The sequence below is a fragment of the Rhodococcus sp. FW305-130 genome (genome assembly GCF_058788335.1).
Genome location: NZ_JBYTAP010000007.1, coordinates 272,650 through 288,791 on the forward strand (window position 1 = coordinate 272,650; position 16,142 = coordinate 288,791).

General features: G+C 62.3%; 17 protein-coding genes. 8 read left to right on the forward strand and 9 right to left on the reverse strand.

Annotation, left to right across the window (positions count from 1 at the left end; translation table 11 throughout):
- Positions 1-19 precede the first annotated feature (19 nt).
- Positions 20-964, forward strand: a complete 945-nt coding sequence (locus AC3WQS_RS22710; RefSeq protein ID WP_414210128.1) for a GlxA family transcriptional regulator — start codon at positions 20-22, stop codon at positions 962-964.
- 5 nt (positions 965-969) lie between these two features.
- Here the strand turns inward: AC3WQS_RS22710 and AC3WQS_RS22715 are convergent, their stop codons facing one another.
- Positions 970-1,641: a DNA alkylation repair protein gene (locus AC3WQS_RS22715; protein ID WP_492711884.1), complete on the reverse strand. Its 672-nt coding sequence runs from the start codon at positions 1,639-1,641 to the stop codon at positions 970-972.
- A 123-nt stretch (positions 1,642-1,764) separates the two neighbouring features.
- On the opposite strand from AC3WQS_RS22715, the gene AC3WQS_RS22720 reads away from it, so the two are divergent.
- The gene (locus AC3WQS_RS22720; protein WP_492711886.1) at positions 1,765-3,165 is read left to right on the forward strand and encodes an APC family permease; all 1,401 of its coding nucleotides are present in this window, start codon (positions 1,765-1,767) and stop codon (positions 3,163-3,165) included.
- Between the two features lie 25 nt (positions 3,166-3,190).
- Positions 3,191-3,568 carry a hypothetical protein gene (locus AC3WQS_RS22725; protein ID WP_020971303.1) on the forward strand — a complete coding sequence of 126 codons (378 nt, stop codon included), beginning with the start codon at positions 3,191-3,193 and terminating at the stop codon, positions 3,566-3,568.
- Between the two features lie 49 nt (positions 3,569-3,617).
- Here AC3WQS_RS22725 and AC3WQS_RS22730 read toward each other — a convergent pair whose 3' ends face one another.
- From AC3WQS_RS22730 to AC3WQS_RS22740, 3 genes are all read right to left on the reverse strand, one after another.
- Positions 3,618-4,322 carry an SDR family NAD(P)-dependent oxidoreductase gene (locus AC3WQS_RS22730; protein ID WP_279163382.1) on the reverse strand — a complete coding sequence of 235 codons (705 nt, stop codon included), beginning with the start codon at positions 4,320-4,322 and terminating at the stop codon, positions 3,618-3,620.
- 52 nt (positions 4,323-4,374) lie between these two features.
- Positions 4,375-5,256, reverse strand: coding sequence for an MBL fold metallo-hydrolase (locus AC3WQS_RS22735; RefSeq protein WP_283385312.1), 882 nt, complete (start codon positions 5,254-5,256; stop codon positions 4,375-4,377).
- A gap of 128 nt (positions 5,257-5,384) precedes the next feature.
- Entirely contained in the window at positions 5,385-5,966 is a 582-nt protein-coding gene (locus AC3WQS_RS22740; protein WP_020971305.1) for a TetR/AcrR family transcriptional regulator, read from the reverse strand.
- Positions 5,967-6,043: 77 nt separating this feature from the next.
- Between AC3WQS_RS22740 and AC3WQS_RS22745 the strand changes: the two genes are divergently transcribed.
- Entirely contained in the window at positions 6,044-6,727 is a 684-nt protein-coding gene (locus AC3WQS_RS22745) for an SDR family oxidoreductase (RefSeq protein ID WP_046379593.1), read from the forward strand.
- Between the two features lie 25 nt (positions 6,728-6,752).
- On the opposite strand, the gene AC3WQS_RS22750 is transcribed toward AC3WQS_RS22745, so the two are convergent.
- Complete coding sequence (locus AC3WQS_RS22750; protein ID WP_046379594.1) at positions 6,753-7,157, reverse strand: DUF4259 domain-containing protein; 405 nt, start codon at positions 7,155-7,157, stop codon at positions 6,753-6,755.
- Between the two features lie 109 nt (positions 7,158-7,266).
- Positions 7,267-8,352 (reverse strand): PQQ-dependent sugar dehydrogenase, encoded by a 1,086-nt coding sequence (locus tag AC3WQS_RS22755; RefSeq protein WP_492711891.1) that lies wholly within the window; start codon positions 8,350-8,352, stop codon positions 7,267-7,269.
- Between the two features lie 178 nt (positions 8,353-8,530).
- On the opposite strand from AC3WQS_RS22755, the gene AC3WQS_RS22760 reads away from it, so the two are divergent.
- Positions 8,531-9,739, forward strand: coding sequence for an MFS transporter (locus AC3WQS_RS22760; protein WP_492711893.1), 1,209 nt, complete (start codon positions 8,531-8,533; stop codon positions 9,737-9,739).
- Between the two features lie 27 nt (positions 9,740-9,766).
- Here AC3WQS_RS22760 and AC3WQS_RS22765 read toward each other — a convergent pair whose 3' ends face one another.
- Complete coding sequence (locus AC3WQS_RS22765; protein ID WP_007735613.1) at positions 9,767-10,663, reverse strand: helix-turn-helix transcriptional regulator; 897 nt, start codon at positions 10,661-10,663, stop codon at positions 9,767-9,769.
- Positions 10,664-10,797: 134 nt separating this feature from the next.
- On the opposite strand from AC3WQS_RS22765, the gene AC3WQS_RS22770 reads away from it, so the two are divergent.
- The 3 genes from AC3WQS_RS22770 to AC3WQS_RS22780 all read left to right on the forward strand — a co-directional run bounded on the left by AC3WQS_RS22770 (position 10,798) and on the right by AC3WQS_RS22780 (position 14,364).
- Positions 10,798-11,820 carry a zinc-dependent alcohol dehydrogenase family protein gene (locus AC3WQS_RS22770; RefSeq protein ID WP_060939804.1) on the forward strand — a complete coding sequence of 341 codons (1,023 nt, stop codon included), beginning with the start codon at positions 10,798-10,800 and terminating at the stop codon, positions 11,818-11,820.
- A 397-nt stretch (positions 11,821-12,217) separates the two neighbouring features.
- Complete coding sequence (locus AC3WQS_RS22775) at positions 12,218-14,053, forward strand: acyl-CoA dehydrogenase (RefSeq protein WP_021333262.1); 1,836 nt, start codon at positions 12,218-12,220, stop codon at positions 14,051-14,053.
- 35 nt (positions 14,054-14,088) lie between these two features.
- Positions 14,089-14,364 (forward strand): hypothetical protein, encoded by a 276-nt coding sequence (locus AC3WQS_RS22780; protein WP_228118170.1) that lies wholly within the window; start codon positions 14,089-14,091, stop codon positions 14,362-14,364.
- Between the two features lie 18 nt (positions 14,365-14,382).
- Here the strand turns inward: AC3WQS_RS22780 and AC3WQS_RS22785 are convergent, their stop codons facing one another.
- Positions 14,383-15,087: a hypothetical protein gene (locus AC3WQS_RS22785; protein WP_492711895.1), complete on the reverse strand. Its 705-nt coding sequence runs from the start codon at positions 15,085-15,087 to the stop codon at positions 14,383-14,385.
- A complete protein-coding gene (locus AC3WQS_RS22790) occupies positions 15,084-16,112 on the reverse strand; it encodes an NAD(P)H-dependent flavin oxidoreductase (RefSeq protein WP_492711896.1) in 1,029 nt (342 codons plus the stop codon). Before AC3WQS_RS22790 ends, AC3WQS_RS22785 begins: the two co-directional genes overlap by 4 nt.
- Positions 16,113-16,142: the final 30 nt, after the last annotated feature.

Genomic DNA, 16,142 nt, shown 5'->3' on the forward strand with positions numbered 1-16,142 from the left:
CATACGCTACGTTTCAGACATGCATGACGTTGCAGTTCTCGCGTTGCCCGGGGTGGTGCCGATGGACCTGGCGGCACCCCTCGAAGTCTTCGGACGATGCAGGCTCCCCTCGGGTGCACCGGCGTACCGGACCTCCGTGTGCGCGCTCACCGAGGAGGTGGAGACCGGAACGTTCACGATGCGAGTACCGCACGGACTCTCACGCCTCGCCCAGGCAAGCACGATCATCATCCCGGGCACCGCCGATCTCGACGTGCCGATCGACCCCGAGATCATCGACGCCCTCAGAACTGCCGCGGATCGCGGCACGCGCATCGCCTCACTGTGCGTCGGTGCATTCACACTCGCCGACACAGGCTTGCTCGACGGACTTCGCGCGACGACGCACTGGGCGGCTGCGTCGGAGTTGGCCCGCCGGCACCCGGCCATCGACGTCGATGCCGCTGTTCTCTACGTAGACAACGGGCACGTCCTGACTTCCGCCGGCGCCGCGGCCGCACTCGACCTGTGTCTGTACATGGTCCGTCAGGACTACGGGTCCGCGGTCGCCGCCGACACGGCGCGGCTGAGCGTGATGCCGCTCGAACGTGCCGGAGGGCAAGCACAATTCATCGTCCACGAACCTCCCGTACCCAGCGGGACAACCCTTCGGCCGCTACTGAACTGGATGGAAGAGAACCTCGGGGAGCAACTCGACATCACGACAGTCGCAGCCAAGGCAACGATGAGCACCCGCACGCTCAACCGCCGCTTCCAGGAACAAATCGGTACGACACCGTTGCAGTGGCTCCATCACGCGCGGCTCCGTCAAGCGCAATTTCTGCTCGAGACCACCGACCACTCCATCGAACGTGTTGCGGGACAAGTCGGATTCAATGCCGTCACCACGTTCCGCGAACGCTTCCGAGACCTGGTCGGCACCAGTCCACAGCGATACCGGACGCAGTTTCGAACGTCGCGCTAGCTGACCTACTTCTCGCTCTGTCGACGCACCATCTCCGAGATCCAGATCGGCGCAAACGGCGAGGTGCAGTTCGGGGGAGTCGGGTAGTCCTCGAGCACCCGCAGACGTTCACCGATGTCGATTGCACGGGCCCGGTACTCGGCATGTTCGATCCCGATCTGGGCCAAGCAGTGGTTCATCACCCATTGCAGGCGATCAGGGGCATCCTTCATCTCCGCCTCGATGACGTCGAGCAATCCTGAAAGATCAAGGCCCTCCGGCTTCTTCGCTACGCGCTCGGTAGTCAGAGCCCAACCGGCGCTCGCAACCACGGGATCGGAGTCGGCGGTCCAGGCCACCCGCAAATCCTCCGCGTGCGGGTTCTTCTTCACCACGTAGTTGACGAGCCAGTCATGCACCTTGGGAGTACGAGCCTCACGCAACATGACGTCCAACTCGTCACGCTCGAACGCCTTCGGACGACAGATCAAGAGGGCAAGCAGCCTCGCTGCGGTATCGCCCGTCGCCCAAAGTTGTTGTGCAAGTTCCTGCTGAGTCTTCAGTCGCTTCGCGACTGCCCGCAGTTTTGTCAGGTTCACACCGTGATCGTCACCGTGCTTCTCGTTCACTGCGCGCACCTTCGGATCCTCGAGCGCACGCAACTCGTCCATCACCGCGGCAACCGTCGTTTCGTCCACGTCGTCCTCCAGCCACTACTTCTGTTGTTCACCCAATGCAAGTCACCTACAAGGAAAGCACGGGACGGCACGCGCCGACGCATCCACGTCCGACCCGTGTTTGAAACTTCGACCAATGGGTACATGTCTGCTCCTGAGGTGGCGGCACGTCACCATGAAGACAGGACGAACCTTGCAAATGCGACGCGCCGCGGGTGCCGAGAACTGGACGAAACCGCAGGCGGAGATGAAGGCGGCAGTAAGAACGTTCTCACTCGGGCTATAACCGGCCCACTCCTTTTCGTGTTCATCCTCGGAGACGTCCTGGGCGCCGGTATCTACGCATTGGTGGGCGTCATCGCCGGTGAAGTTGGTGGAGCCGTCTGGGTACCACTGCTCGTAGCGCTCGTCATGGCATTGCTGACAGCAACGTCGTATGCCGAACTGGTCACCAAATATCCGCGGGCGGGCGGTGCAGCAGTATTCGCCCAACGGGCGTATCGGAAGCCGCTGATCTCATTCCTCGTCGGCTTCTCGATGCTGGCGGCCGGTGTCACGAGTGCAGCAGGACTCGCGCTCGCATTCTCCGGCGACTATCTCAAAGCCTTCATTGACGTCCCGACCGTTCCGGCCGCGCTCGTCTTCCTCCTCCTGGTGGGGCTTCTCAATGCCAGAGGCATCAAGGAGTCGATGCGCGCAAATGTCGTCATGACAGTCGTGGAGGTCACCGGCCTCGTCATGGTTGTCGTCCTCGCCTGCGTAGTTCTCGGGCACGGCGACGGAACCTTGAGCCGTGTCGTGGAGTTCGACGACAGTCGATCGCCTGCACTCGCCGTGTTGGCAGCGGCGCTCCTCGCATACTACTCGTTCGTCGGCTTCGAAACCTCGGCGAACGTCGCCGAAGAAGTGAAGAACGTGAGCAAGGTCTACCCACGCGCACTGTTCGGAGCCCTGTTGACGGCGGGCGCCGCCTATGTCCTTGTCGGCCTGGCTGTTTCGGTGGTGCTGCCCGCCGACGAGCTCGCCGCGTCCTCCGGCCCCTTACTGGCAGTGGTGTCAGCCGCCGACGTCGGTGTTCCGCCTCGCCTGTTCAGCCTGATCGCTCTGGTAGCCGTCGCCAACGGCGCACTGCTGACAATGATCATGGCAAGCAGGCTGACGTACGGAATGGCGTCGGAAGGGTTGCTTCCCAGCGCATTCGCGCGCGTGCTGCCGCGGCGCCGGACCCCCTGGGTGGCAATCATCGCAACCACAGCCGTTGCCATGGCTCTCTGCGTCACCGGATCGTTGTCAGCCCTGGCAGAGACGGTGGTACTCCTGCTGCTTTTCGTATTCATCAGCACCAACATCGCGGTCCTGGTTCTGCGTCGTGACGCAGTGCAACACAGTCATTTCCGGACACCGATCATCTTTCCGATCCTCGCCCTCGGTACGTGCGTTGCGTTGCTCACCCAGCAGAGCGCCGCAACGTGGTTGCGCGCATCATTACTCTTGGCGGTCGGAGTAGTGCTGTACGCCCTCTCCCGCCGTCGATCCACGAAGTAAGGTGCGATGTTCGAAAGGGGGTGTGATGACCGACAGTTCTGACACACCAGATGTAATTCAGCGCCGAGAGCGAAAGATCAACAGGCGAACCCTGACGTACGGCCTGTCCGTCGTTCTGGCTACCGCGGCACTGGTTGTCGCGATCGTCTGGTTGGGCTCCCGGCGGGGCGAATGCTTCGGTACCGACACCTTGCTGTGCTCACAGAAAGATCGCCGACTGGCCGTCTTCGTCCCGAGCCTCATGCTGCTACTCGGCTCCGTAGGCGCGTTCTTGCGAGCCTCCCTGCGATTGCACCGTCTGCGGCGCCTCTACATCCGGCCGTACATGGCGTGGCTCCTGACGGGGCTCACCCTGGTGTACCTGGCGGGAGCCTTCATCTTCATCGAGGGCAATATTCTCTGAATACATCTGTTCGGCAATCGGATTCACAGACCGAAGCGGTAGATGTCGTTCAGAATCGTGTGTCGTCGATGGCAGTAAGGACCACTTCTCGAACCGATGACGAAGACGACAGATTCGAGATGGAGCGCACGGTATCCACGACGTCGTGCACGGGAACCAGAGACCCATCTCCGCGGGCAGCAGCGATGTCTCGGGGCACATCGAGTCCATCTTCCGTGTTGAGATATCCGAGGTGAAGGACCGTCACTGCGAGTCGGTCCTTCCGGTAGCCCTCTCTCAACGCGTCGGCAATGCCGTTGATCGCGGACTTCGATGCGCCGAACGCAACTTCCGGCCTACCGCTTCGCGGGAGCCCCGAGGTAGAACCGGTCAAGAAAATCCGAGGCCGAGGACGCCCGATCATCCGTGGGATCAGGCGCTTCGACAAAAGGATCGTGCCGGTGATGTTGGCGTTGATCATTTCCAGCATTTCGACGTCGGATTGATCTGTGAACGCATAATCGGAAGTGAAGGCGTCCCCTTCCCAGATTCCGACGTTGCAAATCAGGGTGTCTACACCTCCGACAAGCTCCTGGTCGATCGAGTTCGCTGCCGTAACAGGGTCGGTCAGGTCTGCTTCGATCCACTCGGAGACGTCGAACCCGTCAGGGCGCCGACGAGAAATACCGACAACGTCGTGACCATCGCTCCTCAGGCCCTCGATCAATGCACGACCAAGTCCCCGGCTCGCGCCGACAACAACTACCCTCGCCACAATTGCACCCTTCTGCCCGCTCTGTTCACATCCAATGGATGACACGACACATTCATGCACGCCGAAATACGTTGCCCTCGAGCGTGACAACGGCACCGGCCGCAACGAGCCGCTGAAGGTGCAGCTGCGCAGTTCGTCGTTCGACTGCATCGACGTACGGCGCGGTGACGTGCGGACGGTAGACGAGGCGATGCGCGACGATGTCTTCCAACTGCCTTGGGTCACCGAGAAATTGGACGAGTCTTTCTTCGCGGCTGAGCAGTTTGTCGCGGTAGGCGGTCAGCCGGCGACGGAACTCGTCGCTGCCTTCGACGACGCCCTTTTGATGGAAGGTGCCGTACCACCGAGCGTCGATGCCCGCGGCGCGGTCGATGGAGGCGAGGAAGTCGTCGACGCTACTGCCCAGGTCGCCGTACATCGGGCCGAAGGAGGTGAGATCGATGTCGGCGACATAGAAGAAGCCGTCGGGCTCGATGAGGAGGCCACAATGTCCGGGAGTGTGACCAGGTAGGTGAATGACCGTCGCCGTGCGGTCTCCGAGGTCGAAGACGTGGCCGTCGGCGATCCCGGAAACGTCATCGTGCGTCGGGGGAATGCCGTACTGCGCTGCTATTGAATGTTCGACCTCAGCTCTCTCCTCGGGGCGGAGGCCGTAATTTGTGAGCATCGTGTCAAGGGAGGCGACCGACGGTGCGTCGAGGTTGTGCGCGTACGTCGGTGCTTGAAAATGCCGGAGACCGGCAACGTGGTCCTCGTGGCCGTGACTGATGAAGACGAGGTCTGCGCCCACGGGATCTCGGTCGAGGGAGAGGGACGGGTCGATCACCAGCGTGCGTTCGGATCCGTGCACGACCACGGTGTTTCCGAAGGGGACGGTCCCACCGTTCTCTGGTACCAGCACCGAGACTTTGCCAAATTCTGTGGGTGTGAACATCTCTCGCTTCTCCCTGCGGCCATCGGGTAGTGACGTTGCAGATCTCGAAGCAATCGAAGGTATCGCTGACAGAGACCTCAGTCAGTATGCATGGCCGGGTCAGCGGGCCGTACGCGGATCATCCTGGACTACCCGGTGAGCTCTTCACGAGCAGCGACAAGGACTTCCTCGGAGAGGGACGATCCCTTGGTGGCTCGCGAGAGGACCAGAGCGCCGATCATGGTCGAGAGACGCACCAGCCCGTCATGCTCCTCATCCGCGAGCGCCTTGGCAAAATCACCGACCCCCTCGACATACACCCGACGGGCCTCACTGTCTGCCGGCTCGCGTGCCATGTCGGCGGCGAGTGCAGCAGCGGGACATCCGTCTGCCGGATTGTCGCGATGCTCCACGGAGAGGTAGTTGTCGATCAGGGCTTGTCGAGCCTCGTCACGCTGGCCAGCGTGCCTTTCGAGACCTGCTGCGTGCAGCTGCGCCAGTTCAGCGAAGGCATGGGTGGTCGCTTCGTCGATGAGCGCGTCCTTGGACGCGAACTGCTTGTAGAAACCACCGTGGGTCAGCCCCGACGCCTTCATCAAGTCGGCGACGCTGAGGTGAGTGCCCTTCTCTCGGAACAGACGAGCTGCGGTTTCCACGACGCGCCGACGGTTCTCTTCCGCTTGTTGCTGCGATACGCGGCCCATCACAACGCCTTCCAGTTTGGATTTCACTTGACATCTATCCTAGCCCACACTTAGATTTGATTCATAATCTAAATGTCACCGACAGTCACAACCCTGGGAGAATCATGGACCTGAACAAGACGGTTGCGGTCGTCACCGGAGCCAATCGCGGACTCGGCCGCCATCTGGCGGCAGGGCTCGTCGAGCGCGGCGCGAAGGTGTACGCGGCTGCCCGCAATCCGGAAACTGTCGATCTGCCCGGCGTCATCCCCCTGAGGTTGGACGTGACGGACGCCGAATCGATCACCGCCGCAGCGCAAATCGCATCGGATGTGACCTTGGTGATCAACAACGCCGGAATCTCTACCTCGGCACCCTTGATCGGAGGCGACATCGATGACGTTCGCCGCGAGATGGACGTCAATTTCTACGGCCCGCTTGCCGTGACCCGGGCGTTTACTCCGGTCGTCGAAAACAACGGAGGCGGAACAGTACTCAACGTTCTTTCGGTGCTGTCCTGGTTCCATCCGGCTGCGCTCGGGTCTTACGCGTCATCGAAGGCAGCGGCGTGGGCGATGACCGACGCCGTTCGAGAAGAACTGGCGCCGCGGGGAATCGCCGTCTCGGCACTGCACGTTGCATACATGGATACCGACATGGCTGCGGGTGTACCGGCCGAACAGAAGATCGCTCCGGCCGATGTCGCCGCGCAGGCCCTGGACGGCATCGAACGTGGGCTGGCTGAGATCCTCGCCGACGACACCACCCGGTATGTCAAGGGGAGTCTGTCGTCTTCGAACTCCGAGTAACCAAGGGACTGTTGACGAGTGACACTCATCCCACCGTTTTGAGACTCGCCAATCTGCCCAGGATCGGTGCCCGCCAAGCCGCGAGGTCTTCCGGACCGTTTTCTTCCCACAACTCGTACAACTCCGACGTGTCGCTGTCTGCGACGGCACGCGCGAGTGCGGTGAGGACCCATGCCTTCTGCTCCGGACTCAAGGTTCCGGCGTACCCGGCGGCATCAATCTCGGCCAGCTGCACAGGCGCCGGAGCAACCCCGTGCGCAACCGCAAGGATCTCGGCGACGGCAATAGCTGTTTGAGCATCATCGGCATCGAGGTAGCCGTCGTCGGGGTGGCGTGCGTAATCGTCGATATCGTAGTCACCCGCCTGTACCGCGCTGAGCAGGTCGCCCGCTACGTCGTTGTCGAAAGGTCCTGAACCCCAAGTCCCCATGCTGTCTCTCCGATCCGTACCCGCGTCATCTGTCGTAACGATATTAGTGAATCACCGGCTTCGGCGAGGATCCTCGGGCTGGAAGTACTGCGTTCGCCGGAAATCGACATCAGCGCAACGGCACGCGAATGATGCGGTCATCACCGGGGTTGGGGTCGCCGCGTCCGTCGGTGTTGTTCGTCAGTATCCACCGCGACCCGTCCGGTGCGACTACAACATCACGGAGGCGCCCGTATTCGTCGACGAATTGCTCGTCGGCGGTCGCGGGATCGGTCAAGGGCACCGTGCGGAGTCGCTCACCACGAAGATTGGCGATGTAGATCGTGCCGTCGTGGGTGGCGATTCCGCTGGGGCTGGCATCGTCAGGTGACCATTGTTGGAGCGGGTCGATGAATCCGTCTTCACCCGCAATCCCTTCGACCTCGGGCCACCCGTAGTTTCCGCCTGCTTCGATCTTGTTGAGCTCGTCCCAGGTGTCCTGCCCGAACTCGCTGGCGTACATCGCGCCGTCCTCGGTCCAGGCAATGCCCTGGGAGTTGCGGTGGCCGTAGCTGTAGACAAACGAGTTCGGAAATGGATTATCTAGCGGCACATCGCCATCCGGAGTCATTCGAAGGATTTTCCCGGACATCGAGTCGAGGTCCTGAGCCCTGTCTCGACTACCGGCATCACCGACGGTCACGTACAGCATCCCGTCCGGGCCGAACGCGATGCGACCACCGTTGTGGTAGTTGGCCGAAGCGAGCCCGTCGAGAATCGTCTCGGCCGGCCCGAGCGCGAATTCCCCCGGAGCACCGATGATGTCGAAGCGTTCGATCCGGTTCTCCCCGTTCGCGGTGAAGTACGCGTACAGGCGGTTTTCACGTACTGCGATCCCTAGTAAACCGCCCTCACCTCTGGGGCTGACGCCGTCGACGACTCCCACCTCGCGGCTGTTTCCGCCGGCGTCGAGTTCGAGGATTCGCGCGCTGTCGCGCTCACTGACAAGTGGTGTGTCGCCGTGGAATGCGATCGACCAGGGCGCGTCCAAGCCGTCGGCGACGGTCTCGGGTTCACCGAAGGCCGCGGCGGGCGCCGATCGTGTTGTCGTGCTTGCCTGCGGACGGGGCCCTTCAGGATCCTCGCTACCGCAGGCCGTCAGGAAGGCCGAGACGAGCACGGCCGCGCCCAGTCCTCGGATCTGTCGTCGTGTCATGGGCGCGTCTCCCGGGTTCAGGCAGTCTTTGCGCCGACGGTAGCGCGCAATCGGCCACACCGGGAGTCCCTTCGAGTACCCCCAACGACCGGGACTCCCTCGCAGGCGATGGGCGTGATGCCCTGGACGGGTGCGCCACGACATGCGCGTCGTCAACAGAAAGAGAACTGACCACCTCATGATTTCCGCCCCGACCGTCGAAGAAACCGGCCGCCTGCCGCTCGTGATCTACGTGCTGGCCGTCGGAGTTTTCTTGATGGGTACAACCGAATTCGTCGTCGCCGGCATTCTTCCCGAGATCGCGGGTGACCTCGGTACGTCGATCGCGAACGTCGGCCTGATGATCACCGTCTTCGCGATCGGAATGATCGTCGGCACGCCGGCGATGGCGATCTTGACACTCAGGGTTCCCCGACGCGTGACCTTGAGCTCGGCTCTGATTGTTTTCGCGATCGGACACGTCATCGTCGCGCTCTCGTCCAACTTCGGACTCATTCTCGGCGCCCGCTTCCTCACAGCCGTGGCGACGGGCGCCTTCTGGGCAGTCGCCGCAGTGGTCGGAGCAAAAGCGGCCGGCCCGGCGTCTTCCTCGCGCGCGCTCGGCATCGTCTTGGGCGGAGGCATGCTCGCGAACGTCATCGGTGTTCCGCTCGGCGCTCTGGCCGGTCAGAGCATCGGGTGGCGTGGTCCTTTCTGGGCCCTCGCCGCCCTCGCACTCGTTGCCGCGGCCGTCGTCCACCGATTGGTACCCGCCGACACCGACTCCGGTGCGGTGCCGTCCTGGCGAGCGGAGATCGCGAGCCTACGGGACGGACGCATCTGGCTCGTTCTGTCCGGTTGTGCCGTCGTGTGCGGGTCGTCGCTGGCGGCGTACAGCTTCATCTCTCCGCTGTTGACCGAGAACACGGGACTTGCTGCGTCGGCAGTGCCACTGGTGCTTGTCGGCTACGGACTCGGTGCGTTCGTCGGCTCCAATCTCGGCGGTCGACTCGGTGCGAAGCATCAGTACGGGGTCTTGTTCGTCTCGGCAGCGATGACGTTTCTCGTACTCGGGGCGCTCTGCCTCTTCTCGCACAACGTGATCGTGACGGTGATTCTCGTAGTCATGCTGGGACTATTCGGCATGTCGACCAATCCCATCCTGATCGGGATGGCTGTGCGTTATGCCGATCAGGCGCCGACGATGGCTTCTGCTCTCAGCACCTCGTCGTTCAATCTGGGCACGGCGGTCGGCTCCTGGATCGCCGGGTTCGCGTTGGCCTCGAGTCTCGGTGCCACTGGGCCGGTGTTGGTAGGCACCGGCGTTGCCGCTCTCTACTTTCTGCCGCTGATGATCCTGTTGCGCAAGGAACGCACGAAGCGCACCGCCGTCGAAGTGGTCAACTGACGACCCGATCAACCGTCGCGCAGTTCGTCAGCCGTCCGTCAGCGACCGCTCCGACACGTGAGGCGCAGAGTCCGCATTCTCACTGGCTGCCAACGATGCGAGTAGCTGCATCCGTTCCGCGGACGGCGATCCCGGCTCTGCGGTGTAGATCGTGAGCGTCAACCCCGGCTCGGCGGCCATCTCCAAACCTTCGAAGGCAAGCGTCAGCTCCCCAACGGCGGAGTGGTGAAATGTCTTGAATCCGGTGCCGTGATGGCGGACGTCGTGCGCGCCCCACCGACGCCGGAATTCCTCACTCCGAGTGCTGAGTTCACCGATCAGATCGTGCAATTCCTTGTTGTGAGGATCTCGCCCAGCCTCGGTTCGCAGAATCGAGACGGTCACCTCGGCAAACGCGTTCCAGTCCGGATAAAACTCGAAAGCCCTTTCGTCGAGGAACGTGAAGCGCGCGATGTTCGGGGGCTGCCCCGGCATGTCGTAGAGGTCCTTGTAGAACGCACGCGCGAGTGGGTTGACCGCGAGAAGATCCATGCGACCGTTCCGCACGAAAGCGGGTCCCGCGGTGACTGCGTCGAGCGCCCACTGCAGGCTCTGATGGGGCTTCCAGCCCTTCGCATTTCGCCGACGCGGGGGCCTGGCTACCGGGCTTGCCGCGTGCGCGAGATCAAAAAGGTGGGCGCGCTCGGCGTCGTCGAGTCGTAGGGCCTTCGCGATACTGTCGAGCACTCCGGGCGATGCGCCGCTGATCGCTCCGCGCTCTAGCCTCGTGTAGTACTCGACGCTCACGCCAGCGAGGGTTGCCACTTCACTTCGACGCAGACCTTCCACGCGGCGGTTCGATCCGGCCGGCAGTCCAACTTGTTCGGGCGTGACTCGGGCGCGCCGCGAGGTCAGGAATTCGCGTACTTGCGCTCGATCGTCCATGCCATCGAGCGTAAGTCAGTGACCGGTAGCGAGGGAGTCCCTCGCAGTACCACTATCGCGCGGGACTCCCGCACGCCGCCGAATCGTGATCAGGTTGAAGTGACACGAAGAAACCGATGGTGAGGAGCCACGTCATGCGCGCTGTCGTCATGCATGCCCCCGGCGATGTCCGGGTCGAAGAGATCGAAGCGCCGGTGATCGTCGAACCGACCGACGCGATCATTCGCGTTACAGCCACCTGCGTCTGCGGTTCCGACCTCTGGCCGTATCGCGGCATCGAAGAGCTGAATGGCCCGACGCCGATGGGACACGAATACGTGGGCGTCGTCGAACAGGTCGGCCCCGAGGTCAACGACATCGAAGTTGGGGACTTCGTCGTGGGCTCGTTCGTCGCGTCGGACAACACCTGCGAAATCTGCGAGGCCGGCTTTCAGTCTCGCTGTATCCACCAGGTCATGATGGGCTCGGTCGGCACCCAATCCGAATACGCTCGCATCCCGCTCGCGGACGGCACCCTCGTCCCTGTCCACGGAGAGCCGACCGAGCGGCAGGCTCGCAGCCTCCTTGCAGCCTCCGACGTACTCGGCACCGGTTGGTTCGCCGCCGTAGCTGCGGAAGCCGGACCTGGCAAAACAGTCGCCGTCGTCGGCGACGGCGCAGTCGGACTCCTGGCGATCCTCGCTGCCAGACAACTCGGCGCCGAGCGGATCATCGCTATGTCACGTCACGCCGACCGGCAGGCACTCGCCACGCAATTCGGCGCCACCGACATCGTCGAAGAGCGGGGCGACGCGGGCATCGCGAAGATCAAGGAACTCACCGGCGGCTACGGCGCCCACTCGACCGTCGAAGCCGTAGGCACCCAAGAATCGATGATGCAGGCTATCGGAGCTACCCGCCCCGGCGGACATGTCGGCTACGTCGGGGTATCCCACGGCGTCGAACTCGACGGCATGAACCTGTTCTTCGCGACGGTGAGCCTGCTCGGCGGTCCCGCGCCGGTCAGGCGATTCCTACCCGAACTGATCGAGCTCATCATGACCGACCAGATCGACCCGGGCATCGTCTTCGACCTCACTCTCCCGTTGGAGGACGCCGCCGCCGGCTACCAGGCGATGGACGAGCGGCGCGCCACCAAAGTGCTACTCACCCTCTGACCGATACCAAAGGCTCACGAGACAGAACTGGGCTCTACACGCCGATCGAGGAACGTCTCGGCTACCAACGAGAGGCGCTCTTGGTTTACCGAGCAGCATGTTCACTGATCACAGCGAATGCGTTTGACACCGAAGGTGAGGATGGGCACTTCGATTGGTGCGCAGCTGCTTTGATTCAAAAGGATGCTACACAACTGATATGCACCCCCACCAGCGGAAACCGATTGTACGAGTGAATGTTTCAATGAGAGCGGCTTGGCGCTACTTTGTAGCAACGACACTCGTCTCTACCTACGGTTGCGTACTGAATTCCTTGTGGGGCAGGCTTTCTTGTGTACTGCTGACGAGCCGTATCTGCTGACGAATCGTATTGCTGACGAACCAAGGTCGGAGAACAATGGGTCACTACAAAAGCAACGTGCGTGATATCGAGTTCAATCTGTTCGAGGTGCTCGGGATCGGCGAACTGTTGGATGCCGGCGCATACGGGGACCTCGACACCGACACTGTGCGCAACATTCTTGCGGAAGTAGCGAGACTGGCAGAAGGCCCGGTCGCCGCGTCCTTCGCCGACGCGGATCGGAACCCTGTCGAATTCGACGCACCCAATCACGCAGTTGTGGTCCCGGAACCTCTACGCAAGACGGTCGAGGCGGTGAACGAGGCCGGTTGGTCGCGACTCGGCCTACCAGAAGGCATGGGTGGTGTTCCTGCTCCGGCGCCGTTGGTCTGGGCGATCGGCGAAATGTTGGTCGCGGCAAACGGATCCGCAAGCTTTTTCAACATGGGTCCACTGATGGCGAGCGTGCTCTACACCATCGGAAACGAACAGCAAAAACACTGGGCCAAAGAAGGATTCGAGCGCGGATGGGCCGGAACGATGGTGCTCACCGAACCAGACGCCGGATCCGATGTAGGCGCAGGCCGAACAAAGGCAATCGCGCAGGACGACGGCACGTGGCACATCGAGGGCGTCAAGCGGTTCATCTCCGGCGGTGACGTCGGAGACACGGCCGAGAACCTCTTCCACTTGGTGCTTGCCCGGCCCGAGGGAGCCGGTCCAGGAACCAAAGGTTTGAGCCTGTTCTACGTTCCGAAGTCCCATTTCAACTCGGACACACTTGAACTGGGAGAGCGCAACGGTGTGTACGTCACCGGCGTCGAGCACAAGATGGGCCTCAAGTCTTCCCCAACTTGCGAGCTCACCTTCGGAGCGACGGACGTTCCTGCCGTCGGCTGGCTCGTGGGTGATGTCCACAACGGTATCGCCCAGATGTTCCAGGTCATCGAGAATGCTCGAATGATGGTGGGCACCAAGGCTACCGGAACACTGTCCACCGGCTATCTCAACGCCCTCGAGTACGCAAAAGAACGAATTCAAGGCGCAGACCTCACCGAGCTGACAAACAAGACCGCGCCCCGTGTGGCCATTACGCACCACCCCGACGTCCGACGCAGCCTGGCGATGCAGAAGGCCTACGCCGAAGGCCTCCGAGCGGTCTACCTCTACACCGCTGCACACCAGAATGCCGATGTCGCCGAGTTGGTTTCGGGTGCGGATGCCGAATTGGCGGCGCGGGTCAACGATCTGCTGCTGCCGATCGTCAAGGGCGTCGGCTCCGAGAAGGCCTACGAACTGCTCACCGAGAGCCTGCAGACCCTGGGCGGCTCCGGTTATCTTCAGGACTACCCCATCGAGCAGTACATCCGCGATGCCAAGATCGACACCCTGTACGAGGGCACCACGGCGATCCAGGCGCAGGACTTCTTCTTTCGAAAGATCGCACGCGACCGCGGCGTTGCACTCGCTCACGTAGCCGGTCGCATACGAGAGTTCATCGACAGTGAGGCCGGGAACGGTCGACTCAAGGCCGAGCGAGTCCTACTCGAGACCGCCTTGACCGACGTGCAGGAGATGGCCGGGACGCTCACCGGGTATCTGATGGCTTCCCAGGACCAACCCTCCGAGTTGTACAAGATAGGCCTCGGCTCGGTGCGCTTTCTGTACGCGGTAGGCGACCTGCTCATCGGATGGCGCCTGTTGGTGCAAGCGGAAGTCGCGTTGGCAGCCTTGGACCGTGACGCGTCGGCAAAGGACCGGTCGTTCTATCGGGGCAAGGTGGTCATCGCGTCGTACTTCGCCAAGAACATCCTGCCTATCCTGGCGTCGACGAAAGAAATCCTGGGTTCCCTCGACAACGAGATCATGGAACTCGAGGAAGACGCATTCTGACAACGTGCCATAGTGAAAGCAGCCCTGATACGTACATGCAGAACTGCGTGTGGACGGTCTCGTTGCTCGATGACGGTCAGTGCCACCTCGCGCTCGACGCTGGACCACGGCCAAAGGGCAAGAGTGCAGGAACCAGTCCCCTGATCGCCGGCGAAGTTCAGGACGAGCTGGCCGGCGGATTTCCCTTTGTGCACTGGCCCATCGAGAAGGACCGACTCTTGATGCCGACATTGCGTGGCGGACGCGCGGTATGGGTGGTTCGCAGCGCTGATCGCATTGTCTCCGAGATCGGCGAACTCTGCCCGAGATGAAAATGCTTGCTGCGTGATTCAAACGTGGTCGTGAACCGGCGACGGAATCTTGTTGGAACGATACGAGTCTCCGCTCCGGTTCGGCCGCCAGAGACGCCAGTGTTTCGCGGACAGCCGGAACGGGAGATGGTCTTGTAGGTGACGAGCACCGGACGACAACCGTTCGTCTGCAGGCAGGTTGAGCCACAGGGACAGTGAGGATGTCGCGTTGCCGAGGGTTGCGCGTATGCCTGACTCGCCGAGAATCCGGCCGTATCCATCTACGGCAAAACGGCCGAACGCGTCGGGGGTGATGTCGGGGTACGGCGCGCGCGTGTTGGGGTCGATCAGGCGTACGGGCGCGCTGCAGGTCAGTGCCGCCACAGAACGTCCGTGGGTTGTAACAGCATCGCAACCAACGAGGGCATCGAGCGCTTCGTTGACAGAACCAGGTGGGACGTTCCATTCGGTATGGGTTTGCGCTTTGTAGCGGGGCCCACCGAAGAGTTCGGTAGCGAACGATGACAACTGCGCGGTCGGCTCGGATGGCCCACTCTGGTAGATCTCGAACGTCCACGACGGCAAAGACACTGGTTCGGTGCAGGATTCCAGGAATGTCTGCAGCCGCTGAAATGCAACATCGGGACGCTTGACTCGAAGCGAGTGTGCACCACCGGCGGACCCGGGCAACCCGTCGTATGTCACTACCTCGGGCAATGCGGCTTCCGGTGTCCGCGTCGTCACAGGTTAGCCAATCGCAAAAGCACTACCCCGGCTGGTTCCTCCGTCGCGTGGCGATAGCCAGTGCCGGCCCACAGGTGCATTCGCTCGGGATCTGCCTGCGCAACAGCGGCTTTGCGCATCGGGTTGGTCAGGTGATGGATGGCCGGATACCCGATGGGCGCTTGTGCGTCGTAGCGATCGATGAACTCGTTCCGAAGTGCTCGTGCAGGACGTCCCGTGAAAGCTCTTGTGACGAACGTGTTCCCGCGGGACGTGTCGGCCAGAGCTGCCTTGTGCGGAGCCGAGGCACCACTCTCCTCGGTGCGCAGCAGTACGGTACCGACCACTGCCGCGTCCGCTCCGGCACGTAAGGCAGCAGCGACGTCGGCGGAGGTCGCCAGTCCACCGGCCGCCAACAACGGAACCGACGTGCGGTGACGGATTTGTGCGATCAATTCGGTGATCGGTGTTTCTGCCGGAACCTGCAGGGGAGTGAGCGTTCCGGAGTGGCCGCCGGCAGCCGACGATTGCACGACAAGCAGATCGGCACCGGCGTCGACGGCAAGGAGCGCCTCTGCCTCCGAAGTCACAGTGAGGACGACAAGTGAACCGGCAGCGCGCAGCGCCTTGATGACGCCGGGTGTGGGAAAGCCGAAGGTGAAGCTGACCACCGGAACCGGGCTGGCCAGGAGCAGATCGATCTTGTCCTCGAAGTAGTCGTCGTCTTCGACCGGCTCACCGTCATCCAGTGTGATGCCGTAGCGATCCGCATCGACCTGGATCGCCCTGGCATAGGCACGGTAGGCATCGACGTCGACAGGCACCGGGTTGGGCGCAAAGACGTTGACACCGAACGACACTCCCTCGGCGCGCAGGGCGTCGATCTGGTCGGACAGAGCCTGAGGCGTCTTGTACCCGGCGGCGAGGAAGCCGAGACCGCCTGCGCGAGAGGCAGCAGCAACAAGTGCCGGTGTGGAAGCGCCGCCGGCCATGGGCGCTGCGATGACAGGGACCTTCAGGTCGAGATCGGTTGTGAGTGCGCTCATTCGAACATCTCCAGTCCTACGTCGGGTAGT

What these genes read in the sequence shown, in the direction of transcription:
- AC3WQS_RS22710 (WP_414210128.1), top strand. Translation starts at nt 20, where the DNA reads ATGCATGACGTTGCAGTTCTCGCGTTGCCCGGGGTGGTGCCGATGGAC.
- AC3WQS_RS22720 (WP_492711886.1), top strand. Translation starts at nt 1,765, where the DNA reads ATGTCTGCTCCTGAGGTGGCGGCACGTCACCATGAAGACAGGACGAAC.
- AC3WQS_RS22725 (WP_020971303.1), top strand. Translation starts at nt 3,191, where the DNA reads ATGACCGACAGTTCTGACACACCAGATGTAATTCAGCGCCGAGAGCGA.
- AC3WQS_RS22735 (WP_283385312.1), bottom strand. Translation starts at nt 5,256, where the DNA reads ATGTTCACACCCACAGAATTTGGCAAAGTCTCGGTGCTGGTACCAGAG.
- AC3WQS_RS22745 (WP_046379593.1), top strand. Translation starts at nt 6,044, where the DNA reads ATGGACCTGAACAAGACGGTTGCGGTCGTCACCGGAGCCAATCGCGGA.
- AC3WQS_RS22750 (WP_046379594.1), bottom strand. Translation starts at nt 7,157, where the DNA reads ATGGGGACTTGGGGTTCAGGACCTTTCGACAACGACGTAGCGGGCGAC.
- AC3WQS_RS22755 (WP_492711891.1), bottom strand. Translation starts at nt 8,352, where the DNA reads ATGACACGACGACAGATCCGAGGACTGGGCGCGGCCGTGCTCGTCTCG.
- AC3WQS_RS22760 (WP_492711893.1), top strand. Translation starts at nt 8,531, where the DNA reads ATGATTTCCGCCCCGACCGTCGAAGAAACCGGCCGCCTGCCGCTCGTG.
- AC3WQS_RS22765 (WP_007735613.1), bottom strand. Translation starts at nt 10,663, where the DNA reads ATGGACGATCGAGCGCAAGTACGCGAATTCCTGACCTCGCGGCGCGCC.
- AC3WQS_RS22770 (WP_060939804.1), top strand. Translation starts at nt 10,798, where the DNA reads ATGCGCGCTGTCGTCATGCATGCCCCCGGCGATGTCCGGGTCGAAGAG.
- AC3WQS_RS22775 (WP_021333262.1), top strand. Translation starts at nt 12,218, where the DNA reads ATGGGTCACTACAAAAGCAACGTGCGTGATATCGAGTTCAATCTGTTC.
- AC3WQS_RS22780 (WP_228118170.1), top strand. Translation starts at nt 14,089, where the DNA reads ATGCAGAACTGCGTGTGGACGGTCTCGTTGCTCGATGACGGTCAGTGC.
- AC3WQS_RS22790 (WP_492711896.1), bottom strand. Translation starts at nt 16,112, where the DNA reads ATGAGCGCACTCACAACCGATCTCGACCTGAAGGTCCCTGTCATCGCA.